This window comes from Pseudonocardia hierapolitana, from assembly GCF_007994075.1.
In the GTDB taxonomy this organism is placed as follows: Bacteria; Actinomycetota; Actinomycetes; order Mycobacteriales; family Pseudonocardiaceae; genus Pseudonocardia; species Pseudonocardia hierapolitana.
The window spans coordinates 3,657,504-3,676,000 of record NZ_VIWU01000001.1 but is presented as its reverse complement, the minus strand read 5'-3'; the positions used below and the strand labels follow the sequence as shown (position 1 = coordinate 3,676,000).

The window sequence follows — 18,497 nt, the reverse complement described above, 5'->3', positions numbered from 1 at the left end:
AGGGGCGCCGCCACGGCGCCGTTGTACCGCCGATCTTGTGCGCGGGCGCCTGCTAGCGGGGAACACCCGTCCGGTTCCAGGTGCGGTCGAGGAAGTCGGCGACGAGCGGGGCGATCTCCGGCAGGTGGGTCTCCAGGGCGAAGTGGCCTGCGTCGAACAGGTGCAGCTCGGCCTCCGGGAGGTCGTGCAGGTAGGCGCGGGCGCCGGGCTCGGGGAAGAACGGGTCGCCGACGCCCCACGTGATGAGCGTGGGCGGGGTGTACGTGCGCAGCCAGCTCTGCCAACGCTCGTAGCGCTCGACGTTCGAGTGGTAGTCGAACGCCAGCGCGAGCTGCGCCTCCTTGCGGCCGGGTAGGTCCAGGAAGTACTGGTCGAGCGTCCAGCCGTCCGGGGCCAGTGCCGCCGGTTCGCGCACGCCGGTCTCGTACTGCATGCGCGTACCGGCGGGGGTCAGCAGATCACGGATCGACTCGTGGGCTCCTGGCGTCTCGCGGCGCAGCGCGATGAAGTCACGGGCGCCGTCGGACAGTCCTTCGTCGTAGGCGTTGCCGTTCTGCACGACCAGGCCCGCGATCCACTCGGGGTGCCGCTCGGCGAGCCGGAAACCGACCGGCGCGCCGAAGTCGAACACGTACATGACGAATCGGGTGAGGCCGAGCGCCCGCACGAAGCCCTCGGTGACGTCGGCGAGCCGGGTGAAGGAGTAGGCGAAGTCCTCCGGGGCCTCGGTGTGCCCGAAGCCGGGATAGTCGGGCGCGACGAGCCGGTAACGGGAGCCCAGGACGTCGATGAGGCGCCGGAACTGGTGAGAGGCGGACGGGAAGCCGTGCAGCAGCAACAGCACCGGCGCATCCGACCGCTCGGGCAGCGACTCGCGGTAGAAGACCCGGACCCCGTCGACGTCGAGGTGGCGGTGGGCGGTGCGGGCGATCAGGGGGGAGACCATGGCTAACGCTTTCTGTCGAAGATATTGCGTTAGGTATAGCCGCCGGCTGACTAACCTGTCAACGGCCCGATGTAACATTAGCCCGGTGAGCTACCTGATCCCGTTGACCGGGGAACCGCTGGCCCTGGACCTGGTGAACACCCACCCGGTCGCGGGCGATCTGCTGGTCACCCCCGCCGATCTGAGCAGCTGGCTGGTGCTGCAGTCCGAACGGTTCGGCGAGGCGGCCGAGCTGGCGGACACCGAACCGGGCGTCGACGGCCTCGAGGCCGTCCGGAACGTCCGGGACCACGTCGCCCACGCCCTCGACCGCGTCCGCCGCGGCGAGCGGCCGTCAGCGGACGACCTGGACGCCCTCAACCGGGCCCAGCGCCTCGCGCCCGCGGTTCTCGAGCTCGCCTGGGGCGGCACGGCGGTCACCGCGACGCGCCGCCGCACGGGGACACCCGCCGAACAGCTGGCCGCATGGCTCGCCGAGGCCTGCGCCGAGTTCCTGGCCGGCCCCCTCGTCACCAAGGTCCGTCAATGCGAGGCCGACGGCTGCGTCATGCTGTTCGTCCCGGCCCACCCTCGCCGCCGCTGGTGCTCCGCCACCCGCTGCGGCAACCGCGTCCGGGTCGCCCGGCACTACCAGCGCCACAAGCCGGCTTGAGATACGGGTGGCCGTCTCAGGCCTCGGTGCCGGGCCCGACGATCTGGCGCAGGTGGGCGAACAGCTCGCCGCGGCTGCCCGAGCCGAGGCGCTGACGCATCCGCGCGACGTGGTGCTCCACGGTCTTGGCCGAGATGAACAGGCGCTCGCCGATCTGCCGGTAGGTCAGGCCCTCCAGCACGAGCCCGGCCACCTCCCGCTCGCGGTCGCTCAGCGGGCCCTCGGCGCCGTCGGACACCGGATCCGGCAGGGGCTCGGCCTCCGCGGTGGTGTCCGGCACCGTGCGCGGGCCGCCGTCGGTGTCGGCCTCCACCGCCACGGTGCGCGATGCGGGACCCGTGCTCTGCAGCGCGCGGGCGCATCCGAGCAGGGCCGTCATGGCCTTGCGGTCGCGGGTGCGGATCGCGGCCTGGCCCGCGAGCTTGCCGCCCTCCCACGCCATCCCGACGGCGTGCAGCCCACGGGCGGCCGCCTCCACGCCCGCGGCGTCGACCTCTGCGTCCAGGAGCCGGACCCAGTGCTGGGCGGCCGAGGCCATCGCGGCCGCGTACCGGCTGCCGTTGGCCGCCGCCTCGAGCGCCGCCGCGTGCCGCTTCGCCGCCTCGCGGTTCTCGGACAGGATCGCGGCCTGCAGGCCCGACCAGTGCAGCGGCGCCGCCCACAGCGCGGGGTCGCCGAGCCGGGAGAGCAGGTCGGTGGCCTCGTCGAGGTGCGGACGCACCCAGCTCGACTCCCTCAGCCTGGTGGCGGCCACCCACAGCTCGCCGAGCTGCTGCAGCACGAACAGGTCCACCGGGTGCCGCACGATCGCCTCGCGCGCCCGGCCCCATGCCGTCATGAGCACGGCGAGGTCGCCGGCCCGCCGGGCGAGCGCGACGTCCAGGGCCGCCGCCAGCAGCTCGTCGCGCGGTTCCAGGACGGCGCCCGGCGGTGAGGCAAGGGTGAGTGCCGAACGCGCGGCGCCGGTGGCACCGCGGAACAGCGCGATCCAACCGAGCAGGAGGCGGTGGCGGGTGACCGACCCGCGCCCGCCCAGCCCGACCCGCAGGGCGCGTTCCAGCACCGACTGCGCCACGTCGAGCTCACCGCAGTGCACGGCGACCAGCGCCGCGAGCGCGGCCGGGGTGTCCGGCAGCAGCGCCGCCCGCTGCGAGGCCTCCAGCAGCGACGCCGCGCGCGTCAGCTGCGACAGCGCCGCGGTGGGCGACCCGGCCACCGAGTCGTAGACGCCCTGGGCCATCAGCTCCTCGGCGCCTGCCAGCAGGGTGGGCGGGCGCACCGGGATGCCGTTGCCCGCCGCGGGCGCCTCCAGCAGCTTGCCGGCCTCGTCGAGCGCGCCGGTGCCGATGAGCGCGGGCACGGCGAGCACGGCGGTGGGGCCCATGGCGGGCTCCAGCGCCGTGCTCATCCACCGGTACACGTCCGCGCTGCGGCCGAGCAACCCCCGGTGGGCGAGGACGGCGGCCGCGACCGTGCCGGCCCGCACCGCCTCCGCGGGCAGCACCCGGTCGGGATCGGAGAGCACCTGGTCGGCCTGGGTGAGCGCGAGGTCGAGGTCGCCGGTGAGCACGGCGGCCTCGGCGCGGCTGGCCGCGAGACCGAGCGCGGGGCTCCCGGCGCGCACGGCGGCGTCGAACAGCTCGCCCGCGGCCGGTGACCCGGTGCGCAACGCCTCCTCGGCGGCCGAGGTGAACACGGCCGCGACCCTGGATCCGCTGGCTCCCGTGCCCAGCAGGCCGCGGGCCGCGGCGAGCACGTTGCCCCCGCGGTCGAGCTCGATCTCGGCGAGGGTGCGCCGCAGTTCCACCCGGGACGCCTGCGGGGTGCGCGCCAGCACAGCAGCGGAGACGAGCGGGACGGCCCTCCCGTCGCCGGTGAGCATGCCCGCGGCCCGCGCGGCCTCCAGCAGCTCGTCGAGCTGTGCCGCGCCGTCGTCGGGGGAGAGCCCCAGCAGCGGAACGAGCACCTCGGACTCCAGTGGGGCACCGAGCGCGCGAGCCACGAGCAGGGCGCCCACCCCGTCGCCGAGGCCGTGCACCAGGTAGCCGAGTTGCACCAGCAGGCCGGCAGGCGGCTCGGCGGGCAGCGGCACGCCCCGTACGCAGTCCGACCCGGTCCGTTCCAGGAGCGCCCCGAGCAGCCGATCGACCAGCGCCGGCAGGCCTGCGGTCTGCTCGAACACGTGGTCCACCAGCTCCGCGGGCGGACCGTCACCCCCAAGCAGCAGAGCGGCCCGCGCCGCGACGCCGGTGCGGTCGAGCGCCTCCAGCACCACGGGCGGGCGGGTGGCCGCGAGAGCGCTCCCGAGCGCGGCGGTGCCGGGCGGCCGCGGCCACGGCCGGTGTGCCACGACCAGGTGGCCGCGGGGCGCCGCCGCGAGCACCGCGAGCCGATCCAGGGCGTCCGGGGGGAGCAGGTGGGCGTCGTCGAGCAGGAGCGCGTCGTCGGCTCCCAGCTCCGTGAGACCGGCGATGTCCCGGTGGACGGTCAGGCCCGCTGCCGCGAACGCCGCGGCGAGCGCGTCGAGCAACGCGGACTTGCCGTGCCCGCCCGGACCGATCACGTCCACCCGGCGCGTCGACGTGGAACGCGCAGCGGCCTCGTGCAGGAGCCGACGCGCCACGGGCGAGCCCGTGAGCAGCCTCTCCGACGCTCGCGGCGCCGGTTGGGTACGCGTCGACACTGATCGGAGATTACTCACCAGCGGTGTGGCGGCCGGCGTCCGGCGGCCGCGGCGTGTGCCCAGCGGTCCCCCCCGATCAGGTGAGTGGCACGATCACGGCGGCCGGCATCCGTCCGGAACGATGCCGTAGTGGCTTGCGGAAGGCGGCGCCTCGTAGGGCCCGCAAGCCCGCCGGAGCGGAGCGGAGGCAAGTGAGCGCAGTCTGGGCGATCGTGCTGGCCGGCGGGGCCTCTCGGCGGTTCGGCGAGCGGGCCAAGCAGTTCGAGCACGTCGGCGGCGTGCCGATGGTGGCCCGCACGGTGGCGGCCGCGCGCCGCACCTGCGACGGCGTCGTGCTCGTGCTGCCTCCGGGACGCGCGTGGACGGGCGAGCCGGTCGACGCCGTCGCCGAAGGTGGCGACCACCAGTCGGAGTCGCTCCGCTCGGGGCTCGCGGCCGTACCCGCCGACGCGGCGATCGTCGCCGTTGCCGACCCGGCCCACCCCCTGGCATCCGACGCGCTGTTCGACGCCGTGGTGGAGGCCGTGCGCGGCGGCGCCGACGGCGCCGTGCCGGTGATCCCGGTGCTCGAGGTCGTGCAGCGGGTCCGCGACGGCCAGGTGGTCGAGACACTGCCGAAGGACGAGCTCGTGCTCACGCAGACACCCCAGGCGTTCCGCGCGGACGTGCTACGCGCCGTGCACGCCGACCGGCCGCGTCCGGTCGAGAACTCGGGGCTGCTGGTCGAACGGGGCCACCGCGTCGTCACCGTTTCGGGTGACGTGGGCAACGTCCATGTGACGACTCCGCAGGAGCTTGCGATAGCAGAACGTCTCGTCCTTCACGAGATTTGCTCCCCGAGCCCGGCATGCACTACGACATCGGATCGAGCGGCCGGCCTCGCCGACCACACCGAGTAGCTCCCCATACATCGGAGGGACACGCTTCCTGATGGACTACGACACTCCCGTTGTCATCCTGTGCGGCGGACAGGGCACCCGTATCCGCGAGGTGAGCGAACGCCTGCCGAAGGCCATGGTGGACATCGGCGGACGCCCGATCCTGTGGCACATCATGAAGCTCTACAGCCACTACGGGTACCGCCGCTTCATCCTCTGCCTCGGTTACAAGGGCTGGGAGATCAAGCAGTTCTTCCTCGACTACCGGGCACACATGTCCGATTTCACCCTTTCGCTCTCCGAGGGTGACCACCAGCCGTGGTTCCGCAACGGCGTGGCCGACGAGAACTGGGAGATCACCTTCGCCGAGACCGGCCTCGAGGCGGGCACCGGCGCGCGGCTGCGGCGCATCCGCGACTACATCGACACCCCGCAGTTCATGATGACCTACGGCGACGGCGTCAGCGCCGTGGACATCGGGAACCTCGCGAAGGTCCACGCCGACGGCGGCCGCATCGGCACCGTCACCGGCGTGCACCCCACGTCGAAGTTCGGCGAGATGCAGGTCGACGGCAACGTCGTCGCGGAGTTCAACGAGAAGCCCACCCAGGTCACGGGCTGGGTGAGCGGCGGGTACTTCGTGTTCGAGAAGTCGTTCCTCGACGACTACCTCGACGACGAGGAGGACCTGTTCCTCGAGGCGGAACCGCTGCAGCGCCTCGCCCGCGACAAGCAGCTCACGGTGAACAAGCACGAGGGCTTCTGGGCCGCGATGGACACCTACAAGGACTACCAGGCGCTCAACGCACTCTGGGCCAAGGGCGACGCGCCCTGGAAGGTCTGGGAGGACCGCAACCGCACCTGATTACCGGGCGGATCGCCCTCACGGGCGGCGTTCGGCGGCGCTCAGCAGGCGCTTCCACTCCTCCGTGCCGGGCAGGGCGGAGGCGCGCACGGCGCCGTCGGGGGTGAGGGCGCGCACGGCGAGCGTGACCTCCTGCTGGTCCGCACCCTTCGCGGTCACGAGCAACGGCCACGTCTCCCCGCCGATCAGCCCGTTGACCTCCTCGGTGCGGTGCGCCTGCTGGTACTGCCGCACGGCTGCGACCGTCCGCGCGTCGAAGCGGCCGTTCGGCTGCACGTCGGTGAGGCCGGCGGCGCGCAGGAGGTGCTGGGCCGCCTGCACCACGGGGCCGGAGCTCTCGGGACGCAGCAGCGGCCACGACGCCCGCCGGGCAGTCCGGCCGGACAGCGGCTGACCGAGCGCGTCCGCGACCTCGCTGCGCAGCCGCGGCAACATCGCGTAGAACGCGTCACCGGGGCAGAGCGTGTCCTTGAAGTCGCGGTGCCCGCCGATCTCGGTCGGCGGGATGCCGTACTGCTGGCAGATGTAGGCGCACATGGCCCGCAACCGGCTCCAGAGCCGGTCCGGCGGCGTGAGCGCCGTGTAGGTGCCCTCGTTCTCGATGCCGACGGCTTCGACGTTCTGCCCGGTGCAGTGTGCGCCCTCGACGTGCCGGTCGCCCGCGCGCAACACCTCGAGACTGCCGTGCCTGCCCTCCAGGATGTGACCGCCGCGGCTGATCGTGAAGTTCTGCCCGGTGTCGATCCAGCCGCGCCGGTCCATGTGGAAGTCCTGGATCGTGCGGGCCACGAACTCGGCGGCGCCCCGGCTGTAGTCCTCGACGTTCGCCGTCGCGGTGTGGTGCACGATGATCCGCAGCGGCCGCCGGTCCCACACGGGGATGACGCCCGACGGTGCGCGGGCCCCCCACGCGTCGCAGCCGATGACCGGCGGGGCCGTCGCCGCCGGTCCGGCCCACGCCTCGGAAGGCCGGATCAGGCCGCCGATCGTCCCGGTGAGGACGAGCCCGCCGAGGAGGACGTTGCGGCGGGATGCACCCGGACCCCACACCTCGCCCTCCCATCGACGGTCCCCTCGTTGATCTCCGAACGATGAGCGACGCAAACGCGGCAGACAACGTTGCGGCTCGAAGGTGTGATCGCCCGGACGGGGCCGTGCCGGATTGCCTCCGCTGCGCTCCGGCGGCTCGCTGGCCCTTCAGGCGTTGCCGGCCCGCTCGCACCTTGCTGGGGTTACCGATGAGTAATACCCTTGGGTTACCGACGAGTAGGACGTCCCACCCTGCTGAGGAGCGATGCACGATGGGCCACTTCAGGAGCAACCTGCGGGACCTCGAGTTCAACCTGTTCGAGGTCTTCCGGGTGCAGGACCGGCTGGGCACTGCTCCCTTCGACGGCGTGGACGCCGACACGGTGCGCGGCGTGCTCACCGAGCTGAACACCCTGGCCACCGGCCCGCTCGCGGAGTCGTTCGCCGACGCCGACCGCAACCCGCCGGTCTTCGACCCGGCCACCCACTCCGTCACGCTCCCGCAGTCGCTCAAGGACAGCTACCGCGCGCTGTGGGAGGGCGAGTGGTGGCGCCTGTCCCTGCCTGCCGAGCTCGGCGGCTACGGCATCCCGGCCACGGTGCAGTGGGCGGCGTCCGAGCTGATCCTGGGCTCCAACCCGGCAGCCTTCATGTACATGGCGGGCCCGAACTTCGCCGCCGTCGTGCACCGCAACGGCACCGAGCAGCAGAAGCGCTGGGCCGAACTCATGATCGAGCGCGGCTGGGGTGCCACCATGGTGCTCACCGAGCCCGACGCCGGATCCGACGTCGGCGCAGGCCGCACGAAGGCGTTCCAGCAGCCCGACGGCAGCTGGCACCTCGACGGCGTCAAGCGCTTCATCACCTCGGGCGAGCACGACCTGACCGAGAACATCATGCATCTCGTGCTGGCCCGCCCCGAGGGCCCGGGGATCACGCCGAGGCCGGGCACCAAGGGCCTGTCGCTCTTCCTCGTGCCGAAGTTCCACTTCGACCCGGAGACCGGCGAGCCGGGCGAGCGCAACGGCGCCTTCGTCACCGGCGTCGAGCACAAGATGGGCCTCAAGGCGTCCACCACCTGCGAGCTGACCTTCGGCCAGCACGGCATCCCCGCGGTCGGCTGGCTGCTGGGCGAGGTGCACGACGGCATCGCGCAGATGTTCCAGGTGATCGAGTACGCCCGGATGATGGTGGGCACGAAGGCGATCGGCACGCTCTCGGCCGGCTACCTCGCCGCGCTCGAGTACGCCAAGGAGCGCGTGCAGGGCGCCGACCTGACGAGGATGCTCGACAAGACCGCACCGCGGGTGACGATCACGCACCATCCGGACGTGCGCCGCATCCTCATGCTGCAGAAGGCCTACGCCGAGGGCCTGCGCGCGCTCTACACCTACACCGCGACGTTCCAGGACCAGGTCAAGGAGGGTGAAGCGTCCGGAGCGGACACCATGCTCGCGGAGCGGGTCAACGACCTGCTGCTGCCCATCGTCAAGGGCGTGGGCTCCGAGCGCGCCAGCGAGCAGCTGCTGCTCTCGCTGCAGACCCTCGGCGGCTCGGGCTACCTGCAGGACTACCCGATCGAGCAGTACATCCGCGACGCGAAGATCGACTCGCTCTACGAGGGCACGACCGCGATCCAGTCGCTGGACTTCCTGTTCCGCAAGATCGTGCGCGACAACGGCCAGGCGATCGGCCACGTGGCGGGTGAGATCAAGGCGTTCCTCGACTCGGAGTCGGGCAACGGGCGGCTCAAGGAGGAGCGGGCGCTGCTCGCCACGGCCCTCGCCGACGTCCAGGGCATGCTGGGCACCCTCACCGGCTTCCTCATGGCATCGGCCGAGGATCCGACGAGCCTCTACAAGGTCGGGCAGAACACCGTCCGGCTGCTGATGGCCGTCGGCGACCTGCTGATCGGCTGGCTCCTGCTGCGCCAGGCCGACGTGGCACTCACCGCGCTCGGCGGGGAGCCCTCCGCCCGCGACGTGGCCTTCTACGAGGGCAAGGTGGGCGCCGCGCGCTTCTTCGCCAAGTCCGTGCTGCCGCAGCTGAGCGCCCAGCGTGCGGTGGTGGAGGCCACGGACAACAGCCTCATGGATCTCCCGGAAGCCGCGTTCTGATGACGAGCGGCGCGTTCGTCGGTACCTATCCGACGAACGCGCCGCTCGTCGGGGAAGTCAGGGGGCGAGGCCGGCGAGCACGGCCTCCGCCTTCGCGCGGATCCGTGCGACCGCGTCCTCGCCGAGGGGGAGCCGCAGTGGCGGGTCCTCCCGGTCGGCCAGCCCGACGATCGCCGCCGCCGCGGCTGCGGGATCCCCGCCGGGGACGCCGTCGTCGTACTGCTCGACGGTGTCCCCCGCAGGCGCGTAGGCGGCGATCGGCTCGCTCGCCTTCTCGGAGCTCGACACGGCGAACCCCGTCTCGAACACGCCCGGCTGCACGATCGTGACGCGCACGCCGAACGGGGCGAGCTCCTCCGCGAGCGCCTCGCCGATGGCCTCGACGGCGAACTTGCTGGCGGCGTACACGCCGAACCCCGCCCCGGACGAGAAGCCGCCCATCGAGCTCATCATGACGATGCGGCCCGACCGCTGCCGGCGCATCACGGGCAGCACGGACCTCGTGACCGCCAGTACACCGAGCACGTTCGGTTCGAAGAGCGCGCGGGCATCGCCGAGCGTGGTCTCCTCCACCGCCCCGAACAGCCCTCGGCCCGCGTTGTTCACGAGCACGTCGATCCGGCCGAACGCCTCGAGCGCTCGCTCGACGGCCGCCCGCGCCGCGGGCTCCGACGTGACGTCGAGGGGGACGACCGCCAGCCGGTCTCGCGGAGCGTCGAGCGCCGCGGCCGCCAGCTGCGGGCGGCGCGCGGTGGCGACGACCGCGTCCCCGCGGTCGAGGGCCTGCCGGCTGATCTCCAGCCCGAAGCCGCTCGACGCCCCTGTGACGAACCACACCCTCACCGCTCGCTCCCGTCTGCCGATCCGAGTACCGGCTCCCAGCTCATCCGCCCGCTCCTGATGTCGTCGCGGATCGAGCGGGTGAGCTCCAGATCTGCCCGCAGGTGTGCCTGGTGGTGGCGCATCTCCACGAGCGCCACTGGCGGAACGCCCTGCTCGATCAGCGCGTCGTGGCGCGTGCCCGCGGCGGCGAGCTCGCCTTCGAGCAGCACGGCGCGCAGCTCGAGCCGGCGCGCCGCGTCCGTGGGCGGCACCAGCGACAGGAACGCCAGCGCGGCGCCGTACGTCGTGGGCTCCGGAGCGACCGTCGACAGCAGCTCGCGCAGCCGGTCCCCTGCGACCTCGCGGCCGGCGTCGGTGATCTCGTAGACGGTGCGCTCGGGCCGCCTGCCCTGACGGCTCACCTCGACCGGGGCGATCAGCTCCGCCTTCACCAGGGACTCCACGGAGTAGTACAGCGCACCGTGCGTCACCTTGATCATCCGGTCGAGGCCCTCGTCCCGCATGCGCTGCCGCAGCTCGTAGGGGTGCTGCGGACGCTCGGCGAGCAGTCGCAGCAGGGCCATCCCCAGCAGGTTCACGGGCTTCACGACGACTCCGGTCCGATTCGAATAGTCCAATCAGACTATAACGTGGTCCGGAGACGTCGACCGGCGCCCGGCTCGATGCCGAGCGCCGTTCGCGCGAAGGATCAGCTGCCCTGGACCTGGAAGCCCTGCTCCGTGGCGTAGGCGCGCAGCCGCTCACCCCATGCGTCGAGGCCTGCCTGCAGGTCGGTGCGGTTGACGATCGCCTGCCCGATCGTGTCGGGGAAGACGGACTCGGTGTAGTCCTGGAAGGGCGTGTACTGCCAGCCCTCCGAGACCTGCTTCGAGGCCTCGACGTAGACCTGGTTGGCCTGCTGCCCGCCGAGGAACGGCATCGGCGCGGCGAGCCACGCCGGGTCCTCGACGAGCGCCCGGGTGGCCGGGTACAGCAGGCTGGTCTCGTTCAGCGCCTTGGCCGCCGCCGGGTCGGAGTTCAGCCAGATCGCGAACTCGGCCGCGGCGGCGGGGCACTCGCTCTGCGTGGTGACCGCCACGGACGAGCCGCCGTTCTCGGGCACCACCGGCTCGCCGTAGTTCGGCATCGGCGCCACCCGCCACTGGCCCTCGGCCTGTGGGATCACGGTCTGCAGGAACGTCGGCGCCCAGGCACCGGCCACCCAGGTGGCGAAGCGGCCCTCTGCCATGCCCCGGTACCACTCGTCCGTGAAGCCGGGCACGGGCTCGACGAGGCGCTCGGACACCAGCGTGTTGAACGTCCGCACCCAGGTGGCCGTGCCCTCGTCGGAGAAGTCGATGGTGAGCGACGACTCGCCCTCGAGCTCGAACGGCCGCGCTCCGGCCTGCCACAGCAGGCTCGAGACGCCGCCGGCGTCGTCCGGGCCGAGGTGCCCGATGAAGCGGTCGGGACCACTCGCCTGGATCTTCCGGCCCGCCTCGATGTACTCGTCCCACGTGGTGGGGACCGGGATGCCGAGGCCGTCGAAGATGTCCGGCCGGTACAGCATGATCATGGGGCCGGTGTCCTGCGGGATGCCGTAGATCCCGTCACCGAACTTCACCTGCTGCCACGCCGAGGGCAGGAACCGGTTCTCCACGTCGGCCGCGCCGTACTGGGTGAGGTCGACGAGCGACTCGGTGAGCGTGAACGCGGGGATGTTCTTGAACTCCATCTGCACGGCGTCGGGGGCGCCGGTGCCGGCCGAGAGCACGGTTCGCAGCTGCGTGTAGTGCTCGTCGCCCTGCCCGACGTTGGACACCTGTACGTCCACGCCCGGATGGGACTGCTCGTACAGGTCGACGGCCGCCTGGATGTTGGGCACCCAGGTCCAGAGCGTGAGCGGGCCGTCGCAGGTCTCCCCGCCGCCACCGCCCCCGCCACCATCGCCGCCGCTGCACGCGGACAGCGCCATGGCGAGCGCGACGGATGCCGCCGCGAGCGTGCTCCGTGATCGGATCATCGGTTTCGGTCCTCCCCGGGGTCGGTGGCACTCACTGCTTGACGGCGCCCATCGCGATGCCCGCCTGCCAATACCGCTGCAGCACGAGGAACACCGCGATCAGCGGGATGATCGCCAGCAGCGAGCCCGTGATGACGAGGTTGAACACCGCCACGCCGCCCCCGCCCGCGGCGTAGGCCTGCTCGTTCCACTGCTTGAGCCCGACCGTGAGCGGGAACCAGGCCGGGTCGTTGAGGACGATCAGCGGCAGGAAGTAGTTGTTCCAGACGTGGACGAGCTGGAACAGCAGCACGGTCACGAAGCCGGGCGCCAGCAGCCGCATCGCCACCGACCAGAAGATCCGCAGCTCACCGGCGCCGTCCAGCCGGGCCGCCTCGAGCAGCTCGTCGGGCACGGCCGCGGCCGCGTAGATCCACATCAGGTAGAGCCCGAACGGGCTCGCCAGCGACGGGATGATCACCGCGAACGGCGTGTCGACCAGCTGCACCGAGCTCAGCAGCAGGTACGTGGGGATCGCCAGCGCGGTGACCGGCACCATCACCGCGCCGAGCACGCCCGCGAGCAGCAGCCGCCGACCGGGGAAGTCGAACTTCGCGACGCCGTAGCCGCCCAGCGCCGCGAGCAGTGCGGCACCGCCCGCGCCGACCACCGCGTACACGACCGTGTTCAGGAACCACCGGACGTAGATCCCGTCGGTGTAGGTCAGCACGTCGCGCACGTTCTCGAACAGGTGGAAGTCGTCGGCGAACCAGAGCCCGAAGCTCTCGAACAGCCCGGTGCTGCTCTTCGTCGAGTTGATGGCGAGCCAGGCGAGGGGCAGCAGGAAGTAGGCCAGCAGGCCGAGCAGCATCGCGGTGAGGACGACGCTCGGCCTGCGGGTGCGGCTTCCGCCCTCGGCGGCCGCTCGCCGCGTCGATCGCGCGCGCTGGGCGGGCGCGGTGTCCACGGCGGTCACAGGATCCGCTCCCGCCGCGCGGTGGTCAGCTGCACGACGTAGGCGACGACGATCGTCGCCACGCCGAGCAGCACGGAGAGCGCGGCCGAGTAGTCGACCAGCTGGCCGTTGAAGGCGAGCTCGTAGGCGTAGATGTTGGGCGTGTACGAGGTGGTGATCACGGCGGGCGCGAGGTCCGCCATCACCTTCGGCTCGGTGAAGAGCTGGAAGCTGCCGATCACCGAGAAGATCGTCGCGAGCAGCAGCGCGGGGCGCAGCGCGGGCAGCTTGACGCTCCAGACCTTCCGGAACTCACCCGCTCCGTCGACCTCGGCCGCGTCGTAGAGGTCGTGCGGGATCGCGCGCAGCGCCGCGTAGAGGATCAGCATGTTGTAGCCGACGTACTGCCAGGTGACGATGTTGGCCAGCGCAGGCAGCATGAGCGTCTGCCCGAAGAAGTCCGGTGGGTCGACGCCGAACGCGTCGGCGATCTGCCCCGTGAGACCGAACTGGCCGCCGTACAGGAAGCCCCACATGAGCGTGCCCACCACGGCGGGTACCGCGTAGGGCACGAAGACGCCCAGCCGGAACAGCTTCGGCCACCACACCCGCCTGCTGTCGATCGCCAGCGCCACGAACAGCGCGAGCAGCAGCATCACCGGCACCTGGAAGACCAGGAACAGCGCGACGCGCCCGAGCCCGGCGATGAACTCGGGGTCCACGGCGGCGCGGAGGTAGTTGTCCAGGCCGACGAACGTGGTGCCGCCGATCAGCCGCCGCCGGAAGAGGCTCAGGACCAGCGCGTACAGCAGCGGCGCGACGATCGCGGCGACGAACACGAGCAGGAACGGGGCGAAGAACAAGAACCCGGTGAGGGCTCGCCGCCGGGACGGGTGCGCATGCTCCCGCACGACCGTGCCATGGCTCGCAACCGCCATCGGCGATCCTCCTCGATCGTCGCCACGCCGCGGCCGCAAGTGTGAGCGCTCACACACTGGCGGTCAAGAGGGGTCCGAAAGACGTTGCTTGCCTGAGACCGGCGCCCCGGCCTTATCGTGTGAGCGTTCACAGTCGAGGCGGGGAGGCGCCATGGTCGACAGCAGTGCCCCCCGCGCCACCGGCCGGCACGGCACGCCGGTCATGACGGACGTCGCCGCACTGGCAGGCGTCTCCTACCAGACCGTCTCGCGCGTGATCAACGATCAGCCCGGCGTGCGCGACTCCACCCGCGAGCGGGTGCTCGCCGCGATGCGCGAGCTCGGCTACCGGCCCAGCGCGGCCGCCCGCTCGCTCGCCTCGGGGCGGTCACGCACGATCGGGATCGTCACGATCGGCACCGATCTGTACGGGCCGGCCACCACGCTGCGGGGCGTCGAAGCGGCGGTTCGCGACGCGGGGTACGCGGTGAGCACCGAGAGCCTCTCGCGCTTCGACCGGGCCTCGGCGCTGGCCGCCGTCGACCGCATGGCCGCACAGCGCGTCGAGGGCGTCCTGGCGATCGACCCCGAGGTCGATGCCGACGCCGCGCTTCGCGCCATTTCGCCGACGGTCCCGCTCATGGTCCTGCGCGGCGGCCTCGACGCCGTGTCGGCCGGCGTCCAGTTCGACTCGACCGCCGGTGCCCACAACGCCGTCCGGCACCTGCTCGACCTCGGCCATCCCACCGTCCGGCACCTCGCCGGGCCGCTGCGCTTCGAGGCGGCCCGCTCGCGGGTACGGGGCTGGCGCGCGGCGCTCGAGGCAGCGGGAGCGCCGGTCCACGAGCCGCTGCAGGGCGACTGGAGCGCGCGCTCCGGCTACGCCACCGGCCGGATCCTCGCGGCCGACCCCGACGTGAGCGCCGTGTTCGCCGCCAACGACCAGATGGCGGTCGGACTCATGCTCGCGCTGCACGAGGCAGGCCGCGCCGTGCCCGGCGACGTCAGCGTGATCGGCTTCGACGACATCCCCGAGGCCGCCTACCTCATCCCGCCGCTCACCACCCTGCGCCAGGACTTCATCGACGAGGGCCGCCGCGCCGTCGCGATGCTGCTCGCCCAGATCGAGCACCCCGGCGCCGCCGAGCCCATCCCGGTGCGGATGGTCCCCGACCTGATCGTGCGCTCCAGCACCGGCCGGTACACCCCAGGAGGGATCCGCAAGTGACGCCTGCGTCCTACGTCGAGGACCCACGCCCGGACGCCCGCGTGCTGCCGCCGCGGGCGGCGGCGAGGTCGAACGCGCCCCGGCTGGGCCTGAACGGGCAGTGGCGGTTCGACCTGGCCGAGACGGTCGCGGAGGCACCTGCGGGGTTCGCCGAGCCCGGCTTCGACGACAGCGCGTGGGCACAGCTGCCGGTGCCCGCCCACTGGCAGCTGCACGGGTACGGCAGGCCCGCCTACACCAACACGCGCTACCCGTTCCCGATCGACCCGCCCCGCGTGCCCACCGAGAACCCGACGGGCAGCTACCGCCGCACCGTCGCGGTGCCGGCGGGGTGGTCCGGCTCCCGTGTCGTGCTGCGGTTCGAGGGCGTCGACTCCTGCTTCGCCGTCTGGGTCAACGGCCACGAGGTCGGCACCGCCCAGGGCAGCAGGCTCCCGACCGAGTTCGACGTCACCGAGGTCGTCCGCCCCGGCGCCGACAACCTGGTGGCGGTACGGGTGCACCAGTGGTCGGCGGGGAGCTACCTCGAGGACCAGGACATGTGGTGGATGTCCGGGATCTTCCGGGACGTCTCACTGCTGTCCCGGCCGGCGGGCGGGGTGGACGACGTGTTCGTGCACGCCGGCTACGAGGACGGGGCCGGCACCCTCCGCGTCGACGTCACGGGGGATGCGGGGGCCCGCATCCTGGTGCCCGAGCTCGGTGTCGACATCGCCCCCGGCGAGGAGGTGCGCCTCCCGGCCGCGCAGCCGTGGAGCGCCGAGGTGCCCCGGCTCTACGGCCTCCACGTGGTGACCGACGCCGAGCGCGTCGACCTGCGCGTCGGGTTCCGCACCGTGCGGATCTCCGACGGGCTGCTCACCGTCAACGGCAACCGGGTGCTGCTGCGGGGCGTGAACCGGCACGAGTTCCACCCCGACCGCGGCCGTGCCGTCACCGAGCAGGACATGCTCGACGACGTGCTGCTGATGAAGCGGCACAACATCAACGCGGTGCGCACCAGCCACTACCCGCCGCACCCCCGCTTCCTGGAGCTGTGCGACGAGTACGGCCTGTACGTCGTGGACGAGTGCGACCTCGAGACCCACGGCTTCGTGCACGTGGGCTGGCGGGGCAACCCCACCGACGACCCGATGTGGGGCGACGCGTACGCCGACCGGATGCGCCGGATGGTCGAGCGCGACAAGAACCACGCATCCGTGGTCATGTGGTCGCTCGGCAACGAGTCCTGGACCGGCCGCAACCTCGAGCGCATGTACCGCTACGCCCACGAGCGCGACCCGGGCCGGCCGGTGCACTACGAGCACTGCCCCGACGGACGCTGGTCCGACGTCTACAGCCGGATGTACGCCTCGCAGGCCGAGACCGACCTCATCGGTCGCCGGGAGGAGCCTGCACGGGGCGTCGACCCGGTGCAGGACGCGGCCCGGCGGGCCGCGCCGTTCGTGCTCTGCGAGTACGCCCACGCGATGGGCAACGGGCCGGGCGGGCTCACCGAGTACCAGGAGCTGTTCGAGACCCACCCCCGCTGCCAGGGCGGGTTCGTGTGGGAGTGGATCGACCACGGCCTCCGCACCCGCGACGCGCAGGGCCGCGAGTTCTTCGGCTACGGCGGCGACTTCGGCGAGGAGCTGCACGACGGCAACTTCGTCGCCGACGGGCTGCTCTTCCCGGACCGCACGCCCTCACCGGGGCTGCACGAGTTCGCCAAGGTGATCGAGCCGGTGCGGATCAGCGGCACCCCGGACGGGCGCCTGCGCATCACCAACCTGCACGAGGTGCTCGACCTCGGCCACCTGCGCTTCCCGTGGACCGTCGAGGAGGAGGGCGTCGAGGTCGAGGCGGGCGAGCTGGACGTGCCGCGGGTAGCGGCGGGCCACAGCGTCGAGCTGGACCTGCCGGCCAAGGCGGCAGGCGACGCCGAGACGTGGCTGACCGTGCGCGCCGTCCTCGCCGCCGACGCGACCTGGGCCCCTGCCGGCCACGAGATCGCATGGGGTCAGGTGCGGCTCGTGGAGCGGCCGAGGATCGCGGTCGCTCCGGCCACCGGAGCACCGGCGCTGGACCGGATCCGCGGCGTGCTCACCGGGCTCGCCGGCATCGCGGTGGACGGCCCGCGCCTCGACGCGTGGCGCGCCCCCACCGACAACGACCGGATCCCGCGCGATTCGGCCGCCGAGGCGTGGCGGGCGACGGGCCTGCACCGGCTGCGGCACCGGGTGCTCGACGTGCGCGACGAGGACGGTGGGGTGGTCGTCGTCCGCACCCGCACGGCGCCGGCCGCCCTCGACGCGGGGCTCCTGTCCACGATGCGCTGGACCCCGCTCACGGGCGGCGGGCTGCTGCTCGACGTCTCGGTGCGTCCGGAAGGCGAGTGGCCCGGGCCCATCCCGCGGCTGGGTCTGGTCTGGTCGCTGCCGGCCGAGCTGGACGACGTCACGTGGTACGGCGGCGGCCCCGGCGAGGCATATCCGGACACCCTCCGCGCGGCCCGCGTCGGCCGGTTCACGAGCTCGGTGGACGGGTTGCAGACGCCCTACGTCATGCCGCAGGAGAACGGCAGGCGGGCGGACGTGCGCTGGGCCCAGCTCACGGGCGGGGGTGCCGGCCTGCGGATCGAGGCGCTGCCCGTGGACGACGGGGATGCGGAGACGTCCGGGCTCGCGACGTCCGGGCTCGCGACCTTCGGGCTCGCGACCTTCGGGCTCACCGTGCGGCGCTGGACCAGCGCCGCACTCGACTCCGCGCAGCACCCCGTCGACCTCGTGCCGGGTGACCGGGTCCACCTCACCGTCGACCTCGCCCACCGCGGTGTGGGCACCGCGAGCTGCGGGCCCGACGTGCTGCCGCAGCACGAGCTGCATGCGGCGCCCGCGCGGATACGGCTCGCGATGACTCCGGTCTGATCGGGGGTTCGTCAGCCCGCGATGTAGTTCTGCAGTTGGGCGCGTTCGGACTCCAGCAGGTCGATGCGCGCCTTCACCAGGTCGCCGATGCTGACGATCCCGACCAACCGGCCGTCCACGACCACGGGGAGGTGCCGGAAGCGCCGGGAGGTCATGACCGCGGCGAGATCGCTGACGTCGTCGCCGGGGCCGCACGTGGTGACCTCGGTGGTCATGATGTCCGCCACCTTGGCCTGCAGGAGCGCCGCACCGCCCGCGTGCAGGCGACGCACCACGTCGCGTTCGGAGACGATGCCGATGATGTCGTCGTTCTCGACGACCGGCAACGCACCCACGTTGTGGGCGGCGAGCTCGCCGAGGAGTTCTGTGACCGTGACATCGGGCCCCACCGTCGCCACGGTGGTGCCCTTTCTGCGCAGTACGTCCGCGATCCGCATCGCATGGACCCCCGATCTCGTCGCCGCTGAACAACCGAGGGTACGAACTGGGGTCCCGCT

Annotated in this window: 15 protein-coding genes; 6 read left to right on the top strand and 9 right to left on the bottom strand. The window is 72.4% G+C overall.

Annotated elements, in window-relative coordinates; all coding sequences use genetic code 11:
- Positions 1–52 precede the first annotated feature (52 nt).
- On the bottom strand, positions 53–946 hold the full coding sequence (locus FHX44_RS17545; RefSeq protein WP_147256774.1) for an alpha/beta fold hydrolase: 894 nt from the start codon (positions 944–946) through the stop codon (positions 53–55).
- A gap of 85 nt (positions 947–1,031) precedes the next feature.
- Between FHX44_RS17545 and FHX44_RS17540 the strand changes: the two genes are divergently transcribed.
- Positions 1,032–1,598, top strand: coding sequence for a CGNR zinc finger domain-containing protein (locus FHX44_RS17540; RefSeq protein ID WP_147256773.1), 567 nt, complete (start codon positions 1,032–1,034; stop codon positions 1,596–1,598).
- 16 nt (positions 1,599–1,614) lie between these two features.
- On the opposite strand, the gene FHX44_RS17535 is transcribed toward FHX44_RS17540, so the two are convergent.
- Positions 1,615–4,221 carry a LuxR C-terminal-related transcriptional regulator gene (locus FHX44_RS17535; protein WP_147256772.1) on the bottom strand — a complete coding sequence of 869 codons (2,607 nt, stop codon included), beginning with the start codon at positions 4,219–4,221 and terminating at the stop codon, positions 1,615–1,617.
- Between the two features lie 251 nt (positions 4,222–4,472).
- Here FHX44_RS17535 and FHX44_RS17530 point away from each other — a divergent pair, with 251 nt between their 5' ends.
- Together FHX44_RS17530 and FHX44_RS17525 are read left to right on the top strand one after the other, a co-directional pair.
- Positions 4,473–5,180, top strand: a complete 708-nt coding sequence (locus FHX44_RS17530; RefSeq protein ID WP_212612526.1) for an IspD/TarI family cytidylyltransferase — start codon at positions 4,473–4,475, stop codon at positions 5,178–5,180.
- Positions 5,181–5,211: 31 nt separating this feature from the next.
- The gene (locus FHX44_RS17525) at positions 5,212–6,024 is read left to right on the top strand and encodes a glucose-1-phosphate cytidylyltransferase (protein WP_147256771.1); all 813 of its coding nucleotides are present in this window, start codon (positions 5,212–5,214) and stop codon (positions 6,022–6,024) included.
- Positions 6,025–6,042: 18 nt separating this feature from the next.
- On the opposite strand, the gene FHX44_RS17520 is transcribed toward FHX44_RS17525, so the two are convergent.
- On the bottom strand, positions 6,043–7,074 hold the full coding sequence (locus FHX44_RS17520) for a peptidoglycan recognition protein family protein (RefSeq protein WP_147256770.1): 1,032 nt from the start codon (positions 7,072–7,074) through the stop codon (positions 6,043–6,045).
- Between the two features lie 251 nt (positions 7,075–7,325).
- Between FHX44_RS17520 and FHX44_RS17515 the strand changes: the two genes are divergently transcribed.
- Positions 7,326–9,170 (top strand): acyl-CoA dehydrogenase, encoded by a 1,845-nt coding sequence (locus FHX44_RS17515; RefSeq protein ID WP_147256769.1) that lies wholly within the window; start codon positions 7,326–7,328, stop codon positions 9,168–9,170.
- Between the two features lie 57 nt (positions 9,171–9,227).
- Here the strand turns inward: FHX44_RS17515 and FHX44_RS17510 are convergent, their stop codons facing one another.
- The 5 genes from FHX44_RS17510 to FHX44_RS17490 form a co-directional block, all read right to left on the bottom strand.
- Positions 9,228–10,013: an SDR family oxidoreductase gene (locus FHX44_RS17510; protein WP_147256768.1), complete on the bottom strand. Its 786-nt coding sequence runs from the start codon at positions 10,011–10,013 to the stop codon at positions 9,228–9,230.
- Positions 10,010–10,600 carry a PadR family transcriptional regulator gene (locus FHX44_RS17505; protein WP_147256767.1) on the bottom strand — a complete coding sequence of 197 codons (591 nt, stop codon included), beginning with the start codon at positions 10,598–10,600 and terminating at the stop codon, positions 10,010–10,012. Before FHX44_RS17505 ends, FHX44_RS17510 begins: the two co-directional genes overlap by 4 nt.
- A 101-nt stretch (positions 10,601–10,701) precedes the next feature.
- Positions 10,702–12,015, bottom strand: a complete 1,314-nt coding sequence (locus tag FHX44_RS17500) for an extracellular solute-binding protein (protein ID WP_147256766.1) — start codon at positions 12,013–12,015, stop codon at positions 10,702–10,704.
- A 31-nt stretch (positions 12,016–12,046) separates the two neighbouring features.
- Positions 12,047–12,865, bottom strand: coding sequence for a carbohydrate ABC transporter permease (locus FHX44_RS17495; protein ID WP_147261267.1), 819 nt, complete (start codon positions 12,863–12,865; stop codon positions 12,047–12,049).
- Positions 12,866–12,966: 101 nt separating this feature from the next.
- Positions 12,967–13,887, bottom strand: coding sequence for a carbohydrate ABC transporter permease (locus FHX44_RS17490; protein WP_147256765.1), 921 nt, complete (start codon positions 13,885–13,887; stop codon positions 12,967–12,969).
- A gap of 151 nt (positions 13,888–14,038) precedes the next feature.
- Between FHX44_RS17490 and FHX44_RS17485 the strand changes: the two genes are divergently transcribed.
- Positions 14,039–15,094: a LacI family DNA-binding transcriptional regulator gene (locus tag FHX44_RS17485; protein ID WP_147256764.1), complete on the top strand. Its 1,056-nt coding sequence runs from the start codon at positions 14,039–14,041 to the stop codon at positions 15,092–15,094.
- Entirely contained in the window at positions 15,091–18,000 is a 2,910-nt protein-coding gene (locus tag FHX44_RS17480; protein WP_147256763.1) for a glycoside hydrolase family 2 TIM barrel-domain containing protein, read from the top strand. Before FHX44_RS17485 ends, FHX44_RS17480 begins: the two co-directional genes overlap by 4 nt.
- A gap of 11 nt (positions 18,001–18,011) precedes the next feature.
- Here FHX44_RS17480 and FHX44_RS17475 read toward each other — a convergent pair whose 3' ends face one another.
- The gene (locus tag FHX44_RS17475) at positions 18,012–18,437 is read right to left on the bottom strand and encodes a CBS domain-containing protein (RefSeq protein ID WP_147256762.1); all 426 of its coding nucleotides are present in this window, start codon (positions 18,435–18,437) and stop codon (positions 18,012–18,014) included.
- Positions 18,438–18,497 lie beyond the last annotated feature (60 nt).

What these genes read in the sequence shown, in the direction of transcription:
- FHX44_RS17545 (WP_147256774.1), bottom strand. Translation starts at nt 946, where the DNA reads ATGGTCTCCCCCCTGATCGCCCGCACCGCCCACCGCCACCTCGACGTC.
- FHX44_RS17525 (WP_147256771.1), top strand. Translation starts at nt 5,212, where the DNA reads ATGGACTACGACACTCCCGTTGTCATCCTGTGCGGCGGACAGGGCACC.
- FHX44_RS17515 (WP_147256769.1), top strand. Translation starts at nt 7,326, where the DNA reads ATGGGCCACTTCAGGAGCAACCTGCGGGACCTCGAGTTCAACCTGTTC.
- FHX44_RS17500 (WP_147256766.1), bottom strand. Translation starts at nt 12,015, where the DNA reads ATGATCCGATCACGGAGCACGCTCGCGGCGGCATCCGTCGCGCTCGCC.
- FHX44_RS17495 (WP_147261267.1), bottom strand. Translation starts at nt 12,865, where the DNA reads ATGCTGCTCGGCCTGCTGGCCTACTTCCTGCTGCCCCTCGCCTGGCTC.
- FHX44_RS17490 (WP_147256765.1), bottom strand. Translation starts at nt 13,887, where the DNA reads ATGGCGGTTGCGAGCCATGGCACGGTCGTGCGGGAGCATGCGCACCCG.
- FHX44_RS17485 (WP_147256764.1), top strand. Translation starts at nt 14,039, where the DNA reads ATGGTCGACAGCAGTGCCCCCCGCGCCACCGGCCGGCACGGCACGCCG.
- FHX44_RS17475 (WP_147256762.1), bottom strand. Translation starts at nt 18,437, where the DNA reads ATGCGGATCGCGGACGTACTGCGCAGAAAGGGCACCACCGTGGCGACG.